We start from the raw sequence: 14,745 nt of genomic DNA on the forward strand, positions 1-14,745 counted from the left end.
GGGTCAGTTACCGCTGTCGTCCTCCAGCGGGTCGAACTCGTCGTGCTCCGGTTCGAAGACGCCGTCGGCGTCGTACGGCCCCTCGTCCTCGGTGCCCTCCGCGATGGCGTCCACATCGATCGGCTCGCCCGAGGGCGTCTCCGGCCAGTTCTCCTTGGCGTCGGTCATGGTGCGCACCCCTTCCTGGATGTTCTGAGCGCGATGGTAGACGGGCATCGGCGGGAGCAGAAGGCCGTCATTCGCCCGGCTCGCGGCCGGTCAGCCGCACCTCCTCGACGTCGAGCCGACGCTGCACGTCGCGCAGCACGATGTCGTCGATCTCGCCCTCGTCGCGCAGGCGGACGACCTCCTCGCGTTTGCAGTGCAGGAGGGCCAGGCGCAGGTCGGTGTCCTGGCGGCTGCGCTCGATCGCCTCCTCGCCGTCGCGCGACTCGTCCTCCGCCTCCAGGAGTTCCAGGTGCTCCTCGAACTCGTTCTGGATGCGCTCCGCGATCTCCTGGTCGACGCCGAGCCGGCGGACCAGCTGCGGCAGCTCATCGAGGGCCGCGCGGGTCGCGTTCGTCTCCGCGAGACGCAGTTCGTGCCCGACGGACTCGTCCTCGGGCAGCTGCGCCCAGCGGACGACCGCCGGGAGGGCGAGGCCCTGCACGACCAGCGTCACGATGATGACGCCCGTGGTCACGAAGACGATGAAGTCTCGGTGGGGGAAGGGCGTGCCCGAGCCGATGGTCGCAGGCACGGCGAGTGCGGCGGCGAGGGAGACGGCGCCGCGGAACCCGGACAGCCCGCTGACGATGCGCCAGCGGTTGCTCAGCCGCCGCGCCCTCTGCTGCGGCCGTCGGTCGATTGCACGGATGAGGTACGCGCTCGCGAACTGGAAGACGATCCGCACCCCGACGATGACCACGGTGACCGCGACGATGGCGACCAGCCCCATCCCGAGGTCGCGCGTGGCCAGCTCGCCCACCGAGCGCGGCAGCTCGATCCCGACCAGGACGAACAGGCTCGCGTTGAGCAGGAACGTCGAGAACGACCAGAACGCGTCGGACTGGCGGCGTCCCTCCGCGACGCCGACGCGCGGTCCCGCCTGGCTGATGATGAGGCCCGCGACGACCACCGCGAGCACGCCGGAGGCATGCACCAGCTCCGCCAGCAGGTACGCGATGAACGGGGTGAGCAGCATCGCGATGTTCTGCGTGATGGCGTCCTGGAGGCGCCGCCGGGTGAGGATGGCGAGCCACGCGACGAGCGCGCCGATGGCCGCCGCGGCGAGGTAGGCGAAGAGGAAGGTGACGGTCACCGCGCCGAAGCTGACGTCGGCGTCCCCGACGGTGAAGCCGACGGCGAGCGACCAGAGGACGAGGGCGGTGCCGTCGTTGACCAGGCTCTCCGCGCGCAGGATGGTGACGTTGCGCCGCGGGAGCGAGTGAGTGAACGAGGTCATCGCCGTCGCGTCCGTCGGGGCGACGGCCGCGCCCAGCACCCAGGCGGGTCCCCAGCCGAGACCCATGGAGTGCGCGAGCACCGCGACGGCGGCCGCCGTCGCCACGACGAGCAGGGTGCTCATCAGGGCGATGCTGCGCAGGTTCGACCGGATCTCGCGGAGCGAGGTGGTCAGGCTCTCCCAGTACAGGATGGCCGGGAGGAAGAGGAACAGCACGACCTCCGGGGCGAGCCCGATGTCGCGGAACAGCGGCACGAGACCGATGAGCACGCCGAAGGCGACCAGCAGAAGCGGTTGGGCGACCCCGATCCGGCGCGAGAGCACCTTGCTCACGAGCGTGATCACGCCGATCACGACGAGCAGTTCCAGTCCGAGCACGCAGCCTCCTCCGCCGCACATGTTCCCGCGAGTCGGGGCCGGGCGGAAGCGGGGCGGGCTGGGAGTGTGCCGCCCATAGGAACTCTGCAGGAGACCCATGAACCGGTCATAGGGCGACGAAAGGTCACAGGAATGTAACGACGCGAGGGTGTCGGCATGACGCTCGAAACCTCAACCCATGCACTGCCCGCCCTGGCGCTCGATGTCGTCGTGCCCGTCTTCAACGAGCAGGCGACGCTCGAGTCCTCCATCCAGCGCCTCCACGATTACCTGACCCGTTCGATCGGGTGGAGCTGGCGCATCACCATCGCCGACAACGCCAGCACCGACGCGACGCCCGAACTGGCCGACGCGCTCGCCGCGACGCTCCCGGGCGTGGTCGCCGTCCACCTCCCGCTCAAGGGACGGGGACGCGCGCTCAAGCAGGTGTGGCTCGCGTCGCCCGCTCAGGTGCTCGTCTACCTCGACGAGGATCTGTCCACCGATCTGGCCGCGCTTTCCCCGCTGGTGGCGCCGCTGCTCTCCGGCCACTCCGACCTCGCGATCGGCACCCGGCTCGGGAGGAGTGCGCGCGTGATCCGCGGAGGCAAGCGCGAGTTCATCTCGCGCAGTTACAACCTGCTGCTGCGGCGGACGATGTCCGTCGGCTTCAGCGACGCCCAGTGCGGCTTCAAGGCGATCCGCCGGGACGTCGCGCAGCGGCTCGTGCCGCTCGTCGAGGACGACGGCTGGTTCTTCGACACCGAACTGCTCATCCTCGCCGAGCGCGCCGGGCTGCGCATCCATGAGATCCCGGTGGACTGGGTGGACGATCCGCACAGCTCGGTCGACGTGGTGCGAACGGCACGCGACGACCTGAAGGGGATGCTGCGCGTCGGCACCAACCTGGCGCGCGGGCGCATCCCGGTCGAAGCCCTCTACGCGGAGCTCGGGAGACGGCCGTTCGCACCTGCGTCGCCACCGGGCTTCTTCGGGCAGGTGCTCCGCTTCGGGGTGGTCGGCGTGCTGTCGACCGCCGCCTACGCGGTGCTCTACCTGCTCCTGCAGTCGGTCCTCACCGCGCAGGCCGCCAATTTCGCGGCGCTGCTGCTCACCGCCATCGCTAACACCTGGGCCAACCGCCGCTTCACCTTCGGGGTGAACGGCCCCGGGATGGTGAAGCACCAGTTCCAGGGGCTCATCGTGTTCGGGATCGCGTGGGGCCTCACCAGCGGATCCCTCGCGCTGCTGCACGCGGCGGCGCCGAACGCGTCCCCGCAGCTGCAGCTCGTCGTGCTGACCGTCGCGAACCTCGTGGCGACCCTCCTGCGTTTCGTGCTGCTGCGGCTCTGGGTGTTCCGGCCGCCGCGGCCACGACCCGCAGCACCGTCCACCCCGATCCCTGTCTCCTCCCCCTCCGTCCCCGTCTCCGCTGAAAGCGAGTGAAGCCATGACCACCACCACGAACCCCCCGACCGCCTCCGTCGCGACGCCGCACGCCGCGGCCCCTCCCGGCCGCATCACCCGTGCCGCACGCTGGCTCCTCCGCGGGCGCGCCGACGCGGCCGCCTGGGAACGCCCGGCCCTGCTCGGCCTGCTCGCCATCACCGCGCTGCTGTACCTCTGGGACCTCGCGGCCAGCGGCTGGGCCAACTCCTTCTATTCGGCCGCCGTGCAGGCGGGCAGCGTCAATTGGGAGGCGTTCTTCTACGGCTCCAGCGACGCGGCCAACTCGATCACCGTCGACAAGCCGCCCGCGAGCCTGTGGATCATGGCGCTCTCGGTGCGGCTGTTCGGCCTGAGCTCATGGAGCATCCTCGTGCCGGAGGCGCTGATGGGCGTCGCGACGGTCGGCCTGGTCTACGCGATCGTCCGCCGCCGGTTCTCGGCACAGACGGCGCTGCTCGCGGGCGGGGTGCTCGCGATCACGCCGGTGGCCGCGCTGATGTTCCGCTTCAACAACCCGGACGCGCTGCTCGTCCTGCTCCTCACCCTGTCGGCGTACCTCACGCTGCGCGGGATCGAGAGCGGACGGATCCGGTGGGTGATCTGGGCAGGTGTGGCCGTCGGATTCGGATTCCTCACCAAGCAGCTGCAGGCGTTCCTCATCCTCCCGGTTCTCGCCGGGGTCTATCTGGCGGCGGCGCCGGTGTCGTGGCGCAAGCGGTTCGGGCACCTCTTCGCCGCGCTCGGCGCCGTCGTCGTCTCCGCCGGATGGTGGGTCGCGATCGTCGAGCTGGTGCCGGCGTCATGGCGCCCGTACATCGGGGGATCGCAGACGAACAGCTTCCTCGAGCTCACCTTCGGCTACAACGGGCTCGGCCGGATCACGGGCGCCGAGACCGGGTCGGTGACCGGCGGAGCGGGCAACGCGGGCGGCGGGATGTGGGGCGAGACCGGCATCCTGCGCCTGTTCGAGAACGAGATCGGCGGCCAGATCGCGTGGTTGCTGCCCGCGGCCCTGGTGCTGCTGGTGCTCGCGCTGGTGCTCGGCCGGCGGATGGTGCGGACGGATGCGCGACGTGCGACCCTGCTGATCTTCGGCGGCTGGCTGGTCGTGACCGCGCTCGCCTTCAGCTTCATGGCCGGCATCTTCCACGCGTACTACACGGTCGCACTGGCGCCGGCGCTGGCCGGGACGGTCGCGATCGGGGCGTCCGCCGCTTGGCAGGCGCGAGGGCGGCTGTGGGTGCGCATCCTGTCGGCTGTCGTCGTTCTGGGCACCGGCGTCTGGGCCAGGGTGCTGCTCGACCGGGCGTCGGACTGGCTTCCCTGGATCAAGGTCGTCGTGCTGGTCGCGTCGCTCGCGAGCGCCGTGCTGCTGGTCCTGCCGCCGCGGCGCGTGCTCGCCGCGGCGACGATCGCGGTGACGCTGGTCGCCGGACTGCTCGCTCCGCTCGCGTACACGATCGAGACCGTGACCACGGCGCACACCGGGTCGATCGTGACCGCGGGGCCGACGGTCGCCGGCGGGATGGGCGGCCCGGGCGGCGGGCGCGCGTTCGGCGGGGTGCCGGGAGGCGGCGGCGCCGGGCAGCCCGGAGGCGCGCCGGGCGGGTTCGGGGGCGGGACGCCACCCGGTGCGACCGTGCCGGGCGGGACCGGGACGACGCCAGGCGGGACGACCGGTGGCACCGGTACCGCCCCCGGCGGGACCGGTGGCGGGATGGGCTCCCTCCTGGGTTCCGGCACCGTCGGCTCGAAGCTGGCCGCGCTCCTGAAGGCGAACGCCTCCCAGTACACCTGGGTGGCCGCGGCCGTCGGGTCCAACTCTGCGGCCGGCTACCAGCTGGCGACGCAGCAGGCGGTCATGCCGATCGGCGGCTTCAACGGCTCCGACCCATCGCCCACCCTGGCGCAGTTCCAGGCGTACGTGGCCGAGGGACGCATCCACTATTTCATCGCCGGCGGTGTCGGCGGGCGTTCGAACGGCGGGAGCAGCGCTTCGAGCGAGATCGCGTCGTGGGTGTCGGAGAACTTCACCGCGCGGACGGTGGACGGGGTGACCGTCTACGACCTGACGTCGTAACGCCGGTTCGCCCGTTGTCGGGGGTCCGCGCCATCATGGGGACATGACGGAACGCGGGCCCTCGACCACGCGCGCCCGCGGTCCGGAGCGTCCCGACCCGCGTGTGCCCGACCCGCGGGTGCCCGACGCGTCGCATGGCCGGCTGGGTGTGGCGGGCGGAACGGCGCTCTACATCGCGGCGGTGCTCGGCACCGGCATCCTCGTGCTCCCGGCGCTCGCTGCGGCGGTGGCCGGCCCGGGAGCGATCCTCGCGGTCGCGGCGCTGGCTCTGATCTCGGTCCCGCTCGCGGCCACGTTCGCCGCCCTGGCGCGTCGCCACCCGGACGCCGGCGGGGTCGCCACCTTCGCGCGTCGCGCCTTCGGCCCGGATGCGGCCAGGATCATCGGCTACTGGTTCTTCTTCGGCACGCCGATCGGCGCCCCTATCGCCGCGCTCATGACCGCGCGGTACGTGGTCGCGGTCATCGGTGGCGACGCGCTGACGACGACCCTCATCGCGGTCGGGCTGATGGTGATCCCGGTCGCCGTCACCGCCTTCGGCGTGCGGTTCGCCGCCTCCGTCCAGCTCGTGCTCTCCGGTGCGCTGGTCGCCGTGCTCGTGTTCGTGCTGGCGGCCGCGGCGCCGCACGGGCAGGTCGCGCACCTGCAGCCGCTGCTGCCGCACGGCTGGGCGGGCGTCGGGCTCGCCATGTCCCTCTACATCTGGGCGTTCGCCGGCTGGGAGGCCGTTGCGGGCATCGGCGGGGAGTTCCGCAACCCGCGGCGCGACATCCCCCGAGCGACCGCCCTGGCGCTGATCATCGTGTCGGTCGCGTACCTGGCCATCCAGACCGTCACCGTCACCGTCCTGGGGTCGCACGCGGCGACGAGTGCTGTGCCTCTGCTCGACCTGGTCGAGGTGTCGACCGGATCGGGCGGCGCGATCGTGGTCGCCGTCATCGCCGCGATCGTGGTCACCGGCGTGTTCAACGCCTACCTGGCGGCGTTCAGCAAGCTTGGCGCGGCGATGGGCCGCGACGGCGACCTGCCCGCGTGGTTCGGCCGGGGCGCCGAGAACGGCGCGGTCGCCCGCCGCGGGCTGCTGCTGTCGGCCGTCGTCATGGCGGTGTACTCCGTCGTGGTGCTGTCGAGCGGCGACCTGCAGCCGTTCATCCTCGTGCACACGAGTATCGCCGCGGCGGTCTACGGTCTCGGCGTCGCCTCCGCTCTCCGCCTGCTGCCGGCGCGCTCGCTCGGCTGGTGGATGGCGCTGCTCTCGTGCGTGCTCGCCGCCGGCCTCCTCGTCCTCGCGGGCTGGCACCTGGTGTTCCCCGCGGGCGTCGCCGTCGTGGCGCTCCTGGTCGGTCTCGTCGCCCGGCGGACGCGTCGGCGGCCTTCCGCCTCCCGCGACGCGGGTGCGCCCGAACCGCTCCCGCGCACCGATCGCGCATAATAGGGGCACCGCGGACCCGACCCGCGGCAGGCGAGGGGAGCGGGTGACCGAGCACCAGCGCGCCGCCAGCATGCGCGACGTCGCCGCGCTCGCCGGGGTGTCGCACCAGACGGTGTCCCGCGTGATCAACGGCCACCCCAGCATCCGCGAGTCCACCCGGCAGCGCGTGCAGGAGGCGATGCTCCAGCTGCACTACCGGCCCAACCGGGCGGCCCGCGCGCTCGTCACGGCCCGATCCCGGACGATCGGGGTGCTGTCGACGTCGGCCGCCGCGCTCTACGGCCCGGTGTCGAGCATCAACGCGATCCAGGATGCGGGACGCGCAGCCGGGTACTCGGTGGCCGTCGCGCAGCTCCCCGACCTGACCGGCGAATCCATCGCGGCGGGCCTCGACCACCTGCTCGCCCAGTCCGTCGAGGGGATCGTCGTCATCGCCCCGCAGGAGGTGGTGATCGAGCAGCTGCAGTCCGCCCGGCTCGACGTTCCGTACGTCACCTTGCAGGGCGGTCCCTCGTCGCTGCAGCGCGAGCTCACCGTCGACCAGGTCGCCGGCGCACGGGCCGCGACCCGGCACCTGGTGTCACTCGGGCACCGGCGGATCGTGCACCTCTCGGGACCGCTCACGTGGTTCGAGGCGCAGGCACGCGTCCACGGCTACCGCCAGGAGCTCGCGCACGCCGGTCTCGACCCGGAGCCGGTGCCCGAAGGGGACTGGACCGCCGAGTCGGGGTACCGGCTGGCGCTCGAGGTGCTGCGCGACCCTGGAGTCACCGCCGTGTTCGCATCGAACGACCAGATGGCGCTCGGGGTGTATCACGCGGCGTACGAGCGCGGCCGGCGCCTCCCGGACGACCTCAGCGTGGTCGGCTTCGACGACATCCCGGAGGCCGCCCACTTCTGGCCGCCGCTCACCACCGTGTTCCAGGACTTCACCGACCTCGGCCGCCGCAGCGTCGAGAGCCTGGTGGCCGAGATCGAGGGCGGCGAGGAGCTGACCGCCGTCAGCCTGCTGCCCGACCTGATCGTCCGGTCGTCCACGACCGCGCTCAGCTGACCTCCCACGGCGTCGGAGGCCCGGCCTAGGCTGGAGCCCATGAGCTCGCGCGACCTGGACTCCGTGTCGACCGGCTCCGCATCCCCCGATCGAGCGGTGTCCGGCGGCGTCCTGAGCCCGCCGTTCCGCTGGACCAGCATCGGGATGTGCCTGCTCATCATGCTGGCCGCGTTCGAGGCGCTGGCGGTCACCACGATCATGCCCGCGGTCAGCCGGGAGCTCGACGGCGCGGCGCTGTATGCGTTCGCCTTCGCCGGTCCGCTCGCGGTGAGCGTGGTCGGGATGGTCGCCGCCGGCGCGTGGGCCGACCGCGGCAACCCGCGCAGCGCGTTGATCGCCTCGGTGGCGCTGTTCACCGCCGGGCTGCTGCTGGCGGGCACGGCGCCCACGATGGGGATGTTCGTGGTCGGCCGCCTCGTCCACGGGCTCGGCGGGGAGCACTCACGGTCGTGCTCTACGTGATCGTGGCGCGCGTCTACCCGCCGCGGCTGCATCCCCGCATCTTCGCCGGCTTCGCGGCGGCCTGGGTGATCCCGTCGCTGATCGGGCCGTTCATCGCCGGCCTGCTCGCCGAGACGGTCGGCTGGCGGTGGGTGTTCCTCGGCGTCGTGGCGCTGACGGCGCTCGCCATGGTGATGGTCGTGCCGGTGATGCACGGCGTGCTCGAGCCCCCGGCGGACCCGGCGCCGTTCCGTCCGGCGCGGCTCTTCTGGGCGGTGCTGCTCGCGGTCGCGGTGCTCGCGCTGACGCTCGCGGCGGAGGCGACCGGACCGGTCCAGTGGATCGTGCCCGTGGTCGCCGCGGTGGTGGCCGCGTTCGCGCTCCGCCCGCTGGTGCCCCGGGGAGTGCTGCTCGGCAGGCGGGGGCTGCCGAGCGTCATCCTGATGCGGGCGATCGTCGCCGGGACCTTCTTCGCGTCCGAGGTGTACGTGCCCCTTCTGCTCGTCACGCAGTACGGCCAGTCGGCGGCGATCGCCGGGCTGGCGTTGACCGCGGCCGGGCTGACCTGGTCGGCGGCGTCGTGGGTGCAGGGCCGCTTCCCGAGCATCGGCAACCGTCTCGCCGCACGGCTCGGTGCGCTCGGACTGACGATCGCGCTCGCCACCCTCATCGCGACCGCGGTGTGGCATCTGAGCCCTGCCGTCGCCGTGATCGCGTGGGCGTTCGCGGGCGGCGGGATGGGCATCCTCTACCCGCGACTCGGCGTCCTGACCCTCGAGTACTCGACGAGCGACGACCAGGGCTTCAACAGCTCGGCGCTGTCGATCTCCGACGCGACCGGGTCGGCGGTGGCGCTCGCGGCGACGGCCATCGTCTTCGCGGCGTTGCGGGACGCGGGAGGCGGGTGGCCGTTCCTCGGGGCGTTCGCCGTGTCGGGTGTGCTGTGTCTGCTGGCGTGGGTGGTGGGGCCGCGGATCCTGCGTCGCAGCTGATCGAGGATCGGACTACCGCGCCAGCCGCTGCACCGCGACGTCCGCCTCCTCGACGATCGAGCGGGTCGCCTCCTCGGCCGCCGCGCCGTCGCCCCGGCGGACCGCGGCCGCCACCTCCTCGTGCAGCCGGATCGCCTCCGGGTTCGCCGTTCCGGGCATGAGCGAGTGCTCCGTGCGCCCGTTGAGCGCTTCGGAGACCGCGTCGCTGAGCGCCGCGAACACGGGGTTGCCGGACGCCTCCAGCAGGACGCGGTGGAAGTCGCGGTCGTGCGCCAGGTACTCCTCGCGGTTCGCGGAGCGCTGCGTCGCCGCCATCCCGACGATCGCCGCCGTGAGGTCGCCGCACTGGTCGGGCGTCGCGCGCTCCGCGGCCAGCCGGGCGGCGACGGGCTCGACCGCGCGGCGCAGCTCGCTAAGGTCGCCGAGCGCGCGCATCCGGTCCGGTCCGGCGAGCCGCCAGCTCAGGATGCGCGGGTCGAGCGCCTGCCACGAGGTCTCCGGCAGCACCACGGTCCCGCGTCGCCGGCGGGCCTGCACCAGACCGAGCGATTCCAGCACCCGCAGGCACTCGCGCAGCACCGTGCGCGAGATGCCCAGCCCCTCGGGGGTCAGGACCGTGCCCACCGGGATGTCGCCCGCGACGATCCGCGCGCCGAGCGAGGCGATGGCCTGCTCGTGCAGGGAACCGGGTGGCGGCTGCGTCACGCCTCCATTATCCGATGTTCGGGATTCGTCCGCAATTATGAGCACGGATTGGACACAAATCTGATTTATTCCTAGAGTGATCCCCGCCCCATCGGATTCGCGACCAAGGACGTTCATGACCACAGCACTACTCGGGCGCCTCGCTGCCGCCGCGCCCGCTCCCACTCCCGCCCCCGAGCCGACCGGCCCGGAGGGCCAGCTCATCATCGCGGCCCTCGTCGGCATCGCGGTGATCGTCATCCTGATCACCTGGCTCAAGCTCCACCCGTTCCTCTCGCTGCTGCTCGGCTCGCTCGTCGCCGGACTCGCGGCAGGCATGGCGGCCGACAAGGCCATCGCCAGCTTCATCACCGGCTTCGGCAACACGATGGGCAGCGTCGGCGTACTGATCGGCCTCGGCGCGATGTACGGCAAGCTGCTCGCCGACTCCGGCGGCGCCGACCGGATCGTCGACACGCTCGTCTCGCGCACCAGCGCCCGGCTGCTCCCGTGGACCATGGGCGCCGTCGGCGCGATCATCGGCCTGCCGATGTTCTTCGAGGTCGGCCTCGTGCTGCTCATGCCGGTCATCATCCTGGTGACCCGCCGTTCCGGCCTCCCGCTCATGCGCATCGCGCTGCCGACGCTCGCCGGCCTCTCGGCGATGCACGGCCTGGTCCCGCCGCACCCGGGTCCGCTGGTCGCCATCGGCGCGCTCGGCGCCAACCTCGGACTGACCCTGGCGTTCGGCGTGCTCGTCGCCATCCCGGCCATCGCGATCGCCGGCCCGCTCTTCAGCCGCGTCGCCGCGAAGTGGGTGCCGGCGGGCGTCCCCGCGCTGTTCGTCGCCGACGAGGCGGAGAAGGCCGGCGCTCGCCGCCGTCCGTCGTTCGCCGCCGCGCTGATCAGCATCCTGCTGCCGGTCGTGCTTATGCTCGCCAAGGCCGTGGCCGACATCGCGACGCCGGCCGACGCCGCGCCGGCGTGGAAGGTCGTGCTCGACTTCCTCGGCACCCCGGTCATCGCACTGACCGTCGCCGTGCTGGCGGGCTTGCTCCTCCTGGGGCTGGGCGGCGGGATGGACCGCAAGGCCATGCAGGCCAGCCTCAGCGCCTCCCTCCCGCCGATCGCGGGCATCCTGCTCATCGTCGGCGCGGGCGGCGGCTTCAAGCAGGTGCTGGTCGACACCGGCATCGGTCAGGTCATCGCCGGCTGGGCGACCGGCGCGAGCGGGATCGTGGTGCTGCTCCTCGCCTGGACGGTCGCGGCCCTCATCCGCGTCGCCACCGGCTCGGCGACCGTCGCGACGGTGACCGCGGCCGGCATCCTCCTGCCGCTCACCGAGCACCTGTCGACCCCGATGGTCTCGCTCATGGTCCTCGCGATCGGCGCGGGTTCGGTGTTCCTCTCGCACGTCAACGACGCGGGCTTCTGGCTCGTGAAGGAGTACCTGGGTCTCAGCATCCCGCAGACGCTGAAGAGCTGGACCGTCCTGGAGTGCCTGATCTCGGTGGTCGGCCTGGTCGGTGTCCTCATCGTCAGCCTCTTCGTGGGCGGCCTGGGATGACCCCGGTGCGCGCGGTCGTCGTGATGGGCGTCGCGGGGTGCGGCAAGTCGACGGTCGCCGCCCTCGTCGCCGCCCACCTCGGGTGGGAGCTGCTGGAGGGCGATGCCCTGCACCCGGCGGCCAACGTCGAGCGGATGGGCGCGGGGATCCCGCTCACCGACGAGGACCGCGCGCCCTGGCTCGCAGCCATCGCGTCCTGGATGGGGGAGCGCCGGCCGGTCGTGGTGGCCTGCTCGGCGCTCACCCGCCGCTACCGCGATGTGCTCCGGAAGGACGACGTCCTGTTCGTGCACCTCACCGGATCGCCGGATCTCCTCGGGGATCGGCTGGCGGCGCGCGAGCACCACTTCATGAAGGCGGGCATGCTGCAGAGCCAGCTGGCCCTGCTGGAACCGCCGGGGCAGGACGAGCGCCAACTGACGCTCGACATCGACGCGACGCCGGCCGAGCTGGCCGAGCGGGTGGCGGCGGCGCTGGCCGAGACCGAGCACGCCGCCGCCGGCTGAACTCAGGAGCGGGCGGCGGCGTACTGGTCGCGGATGACCGCTCGCGTGTCGACCGCGAGGGTCGCCGCGGTCTCGACCGTCCACGACGGACGGGTGCCGGTCAGCGCCCAGGCCGCTTGCACCGCCCCGCCGTCCGCGACGTACTCGCCGGGGGACGGCACCTCGACCGGCGCGTCGAACACCTGCGCGGCGACCTGCGCGACCGCCGGGTTCTGGGCGGCGCCGCCGATGAGCAGGATGCGCCGCTCGCGGACCCCGACCGACCGCACGGCGTCGAGGCCGTCGGCGAGGCCGCACAGCATCCCCTCGATGGCGGCGCGCGCCAGGTTCGCGGGGGTGGTCGACGCCAGCGTGAGGCCGTGGATGCTCGCCTTCGCATCCGGCAGGTTCGGGGTGCGCTCGCCCTCGAAGTAGGGCACGAGCACGACACCGCCCGAGCCGGGCTCCGCGGTCAGCGCCAGCTCGGCGAGCCGGTTGAAGTCGACCGACAGGAGGCCGGCGATCGAACCCAGCACCCGCGCGGCGTTGAGCGTCGCGATCAGCGGAAGGGACACCCCGGACGCGTCGGCGAAGCCGGCCACGGTGCCCGAGGGATCGGCGACGGGCTGCTCGGTCACGGCGAAGACCGTGCCGGACGTTCCGATCGAGACGACCACGTCGCCCTCTGCGGCGCCGAGTCCGAGGGCGGCGCCCGCGTTGTCGCCGGCGCCGGGACCGACGAGCACGCCGGACGGTGTACGGCCGGCGGCCTCCGACGGGCCGAGCACGCGGGGGAGGACCACGGCGTCTCCGTCGCCCGAACCGGCCTCGCGCCCGGGGCGCCCGAGCGTGCGCTCGAACAGGTCGAGGTCGTAGGCCCCGCTCGCCGCACCCCAGTACGCCGTGCCGCTCGCGTCCGAGCGGTCCGTGGTCAGCGCCTCCAGCTCCGGTCCCAGCTCGCTCTCGCCCGCGGGGCCGTAGCCGCGCAGCCGCCAGGTCAGCCAGTCGTGGGGGAGGGCGACCGCGGCGACCCGCGCCGCGTTCTCCGGTTCCGCATCCCGCAGCCAGCGCAGCTTGGTCGCGGTGAAGGACGCGACCGGAACCACGCCGACCCGGCGCGCGTACTCGTCCGCGCCCACCTCGTCGATCAGGTCACGCGCGGCCTGCGCCGAGCGGGTGTCGTTCCAGAGCAGGGCGTCGCGGATGACGCGCCCCTCCGCATCCAGCACCACCATGCCGTGCTGCTGGCCGGCGATCGAGATCGCGTCCACGTCCTCCAGGCCGCCCGCCGCGGCGAGAGCATCCCGCAGCGCCGACCACCACGCGGCCGGGTCGACCTCCGTGCCGTCGGGATGCGCGGCGCGCCCCGAGCGCACCAGCGCCCCCGTCTCGAGGTCGCGCACGACCACCTTGCAGCTCTGGGTCGACGAGTCGACTCCCGCAACCAGCGTCATGCGCTGTCCTCTCTCTTTCCTTCGCGAACGCGCGAATTGCTCGCAGTTGCGGCCGACACGCCGGTCGGGACCGCAACTACGAGCAATTCACGGGGGTGGGGTGGGGTGGGTCAGCGGGCGCCGAGCAGGTGCTCGAGGGCCAGCTGCTGCAGGCGGACGAAGCCGAAGCCCTTCGCACCGAAGTAGGCGCTCGGGTCGAAGTCCTCGTAGGCGCTGCGGTCGGCCAGCAGGTCGTCGTACGTCTCGCCGTCGCCGAGGGTCGGACGCGACAGCTCGATCACGCGCGACGCCTCCAGCTGCTCCTGCACCTCGGGGTCGGCGCGGAACGCCTGCGCGCGCTCCTTGAGGAGCAGGTAGGTGCGCATGTTCGCGGCCGCCGAGTCCCAGACCCCGGTGATGTCCTCGGTGCGGGACGGCTTGTAGTCGAAGTGGCGGGGGCCGTCGTAGGCCGGGCCGCCGTCGGGGCCGCCGTTCTCGAGGAGGTCGACGAGGGCGAAGGCGTTCTGCAGGTCGCCGTGACCGAACACGAGGTCCTGGTCGTACTTGATGCCGCGCTGCCCGTTGAGGTCGATGTGGTAGAGCTTGCCGTGGTACAGCGCCTGGGCGATGCCGGCGGCGAAGTTCAGGCCCGCCATCTGCTCGTGGCCGACCTCGGGGTTGAGGCCGACGAGCTCCGGACGCTCCAGCGAGTTGATGAACGCCAGCGCGTGGCCGACGGTCGGCAACAGGATGTCGCCGCGCGGCTCGTTCGGCTTCGGCTCGATGGCGAAGCGGATGTCATAGCCCTTGTCGGTGACGTAGTCGCCGAGCAGGTTCACGGCCTCGCGGTAGCGCTCGAGCGCGGAACGGATGTCCTTCGCCGCGTCGTACTCGGCGCCCTCGCGGCCACCCCACATGACGAAGGTCTTGGCGCCGAGCTCGGCGGCCAGGTCGATGTTGCGCAGCACCTTGCGGAGCGCGAAGCGGCGAACGGCGCGGTCGTTGGAGGTGAAGCCGCCGTCCTTGAAGACCGGAGCCGAGAAGAGGTTCGTGGTCACCATCGGGACGATGATGCCGGTGTCGGCGAGGGCCTGCTTGAGGCGGTCGATCTGCTTCTGGCGCTCGGCGTCGGTCGAGCCGAACGCGAACAGGTCGTCGTCGTGGAAGGTGAGGCCGTAGGCGCCGAGCTCGTCGAGCTTGTGCACCGCCTCGACCACGTCGAGCTGGGGGCGGGTGGGGCCGCCGAACGGGTCGGTGCCGTTGTAGCCGATGGTCCACAGTCCGAACGAGAACTTGTCGGCGCGGGTGGGGGTGAGGCTCATGGATG

General features: G+C 72.4%; 11 protein-coding genes and 1 pseudogene. 7 read left to right on the plus strand and 5 right to left on the minus strand.

Annotation, left to right across the window (positions count from 1 at the left end):
* Positions 1-3: 3 nt before the first annotated feature.
* Together ACRAWB_RS00230 and ACRAWB_RS00235 are read right to left on the minus strand one after the other, a co-directional pair.
* A complete protein-coding gene (locus ACRAWB_RS00230; protein ID WP_431351528.1) occupies positions 4-168 on the minus strand; it encodes a hypothetical protein in 165 nt (54 codons plus the stop codon).
* Positions 169-235: 67 nt separating this feature from the next.
* The gene (locus tag ACRAWB_RS00235) at positions 236-1,822 is read right to left on the minus strand and encodes a Na+/H+ antiporter (protein WP_431351529.1); all 1,587 of its coding nucleotides are present in this window, start codon (positions 1,820-1,822) and stop codon (positions 236-238) included.
* A gap of 156 nt (positions 1,823-1,978) precedes the next feature.
* Between ACRAWB_RS00235 and ACRAWB_RS00240 the strand changes: the two genes are divergently transcribed.
* From ACRAWB_RS00240 to ACRAWB_RS00260, 5 genes and pseudogenes are all read left to right on the plus strand, one after another.
* The gene (locus ACRAWB_RS00240) at positions 1,979-3,247 is read left to right on the plus strand and encodes a glycosyltransferase (protein WP_431351530.1); all 1,269 of its coding nucleotides are present in this window, start codon (positions 1,979-1,981) and stop codon (positions 3,245-3,247) included.
* 4 nt (positions 3,248-3,251) lie between these two features.
* Complete coding sequence (locus ACRAWB_RS00245; protein WP_431351531.1) at positions 3,252-5,330, plus strand: ArnT family glycosyltransferase; 2,079 nt, start codon at positions 3,252-3,254, stop codon at positions 5,328-5,330.
* Between the two features lie 43 nt (positions 5,331-5,373).
* Positions 5,374-6,762, plus strand: coding sequence for an APC family permease (locus ACRAWB_RS00250; protein ID WP_431351532.1), 1,389 nt, complete (start codon positions 5,374-5,376; stop codon positions 6,760-6,762).
* Positions 6,763-6,805: 43 nt separating this feature from the next.
* Positions 6,806-7,816, plus strand: a complete 1,011-nt coding sequence (locus ACRAWB_RS00255) for a LacI family DNA-binding transcriptional regulator (protein WP_431351533.1) — start codon at positions 6,806-6,808, stop codon at positions 7,814-7,816.
* Positions 7,817-7,855: 39 nt separating this feature from the next.
* Positions 7,856-9,249: pseudogene (locus ACRAWB_RS00260) on the plus strand (MFS transporter).
* Positions 9,250-9,261: 12 nt separating this feature from the next.
* Here ACRAWB_RS00260 and ACRAWB_RS00265 read toward each other — a convergent pair.
* Positions 9,262-9,954 (minus strand): FadR/GntR family transcriptional regulator, encoded by a 693-nt coding sequence (locus tag ACRAWB_RS00265; RefSeq protein ID WP_431351534.1) that lies wholly within the window; start codon positions 9,952-9,954, stop codon positions 9,262-9,264.
* Positions 9,955-10,069: 115 nt separating this feature from the next.
* Between ACRAWB_RS00265 and ACRAWB_RS00270 the strand changes: the two genes are divergently transcribed.
* Both ACRAWB_RS00270 and ACRAWB_RS00275 read left to right on the plus strand, forming a co-directional pair.
* Entirely contained in the window at positions 10,070-11,500 is a 1,431-nt protein-coding gene (locus tag ACRAWB_RS00270) for a GntP family permease (protein WP_431351535.1), read from the plus strand.
* The gene (locus ACRAWB_RS00275) at positions 11,497-12,006 is read left to right on the plus strand and encodes a gluconokinase (protein ID WP_431351536.1); all 510 of its coding nucleotides are present in this window, start codon (positions 11,497-11,499) and stop codon (positions 12,004-12,006) included. The genes ACRAWB_RS00270 and ACRAWB_RS00275 overlap by 4 nt, the downstream gene beginning before the upstream one ends.
* Before the next feature lie 2 nt (positions 12,007-12,008).
* Here the strand turns inward: ACRAWB_RS00275 and xylB are convergent, their stop codons facing one another.
* Together xylB and xylA are read right to left on the minus strand one after the other, a co-directional pair.
* The gene (gene xylB, locus ACRAWB_RS00280) at positions 12,009-13,439 is read right to left on the minus strand and encodes a xylulokinase (RefSeq protein ID WP_431351537.1); all 1,431 of its coding nucleotides are present in this window, start codon (positions 13,437-13,439) and stop codon (positions 12,009-12,011) included.
* Positions 13,440-13,549: 110 nt separating this feature from the next.
* On the minus strand, positions 13,550-14,740 hold the full coding sequence (gene xylA, locus ACRAWB_RS00285) for a xylose isomerase (protein WP_431351538.1): 1,191 nt from the start codon (positions 14,738-14,740) through the stop codon (positions 13,550-13,552).
* Between the last annotated feature and the right edge of the window lie 5 nt (positions 14,741-14,745).

It is taken from the genome of Leifsonia poae (assembly GCF_050632865.1).
Taxonomy (GTDB): domain Bacteria; phylum Actinomycetota; class Actinomycetes; order Actinomycetales; family Microbacteriaceae; genus Leifsonia; species Leifsonia poae_B.

What these genes read in the sequence shown, in the direction of transcription:
- ACRAWB_RS00230 (WP_431351528.1), bottom strand. Translation starts at nt 168, where the DNA reads ATGACCGACGCCAAGGAGAACTGGCCGGAGACGCCCTCGGGCGAGCCG.
- ACRAWB_RS00240 (WP_431351530.1), top strand. Translation starts at nt 1,979, where the DNA reads ATGACGCTCGAAACCTCAACCCATGCACTGCCCGCCCTGGCGCTCGAT.
- ACRAWB_RS00245 (WP_431351531.1), top strand. Translation starts at nt 3,252, where the DNA reads ATGACCACCACCACGAACCCCCCGACCGCCTCCGTCGCGACGCCGCAC.
- ACRAWB_RS00250 (WP_431351532.1), top strand. Translation starts at nt 5,374, where the DNA reads ATGACGGAACGCGGGCCCTCGACCACGCGCGCCCGCGGTCCGGAGCGT.
- ACRAWB_RS00270 (WP_431351535.1), top strand. Translation starts at nt 10,070, where the DNA reads ATGACCACAGCACTACTCGGGCGCCTCGCTGCCGCCGCGCCCGCTCCC.
- ACRAWB_RS00275 (WP_431351536.1), top strand. Translation starts at nt 11,497, where the DNA reads ATGACCCCGGTGCGCGCGGTCGTCGTGATGGGCGTCGCGGGGTGCGGC.
- xylB (WP_431351537.1), bottom strand. Translation starts at nt 13,439, where the DNA reads ATGACGCTGGTTGCGGGAGTCGACTCGTCGACCCAGAGCTGCAAGGTG.
- xylA (WP_431351538.1), bottom strand. Translation starts at nt 14,740, where the DNA reads ATGAGCCTCACCCCCACCCGCGCCGACAAGTTCTCGTTCGGACTGTGG.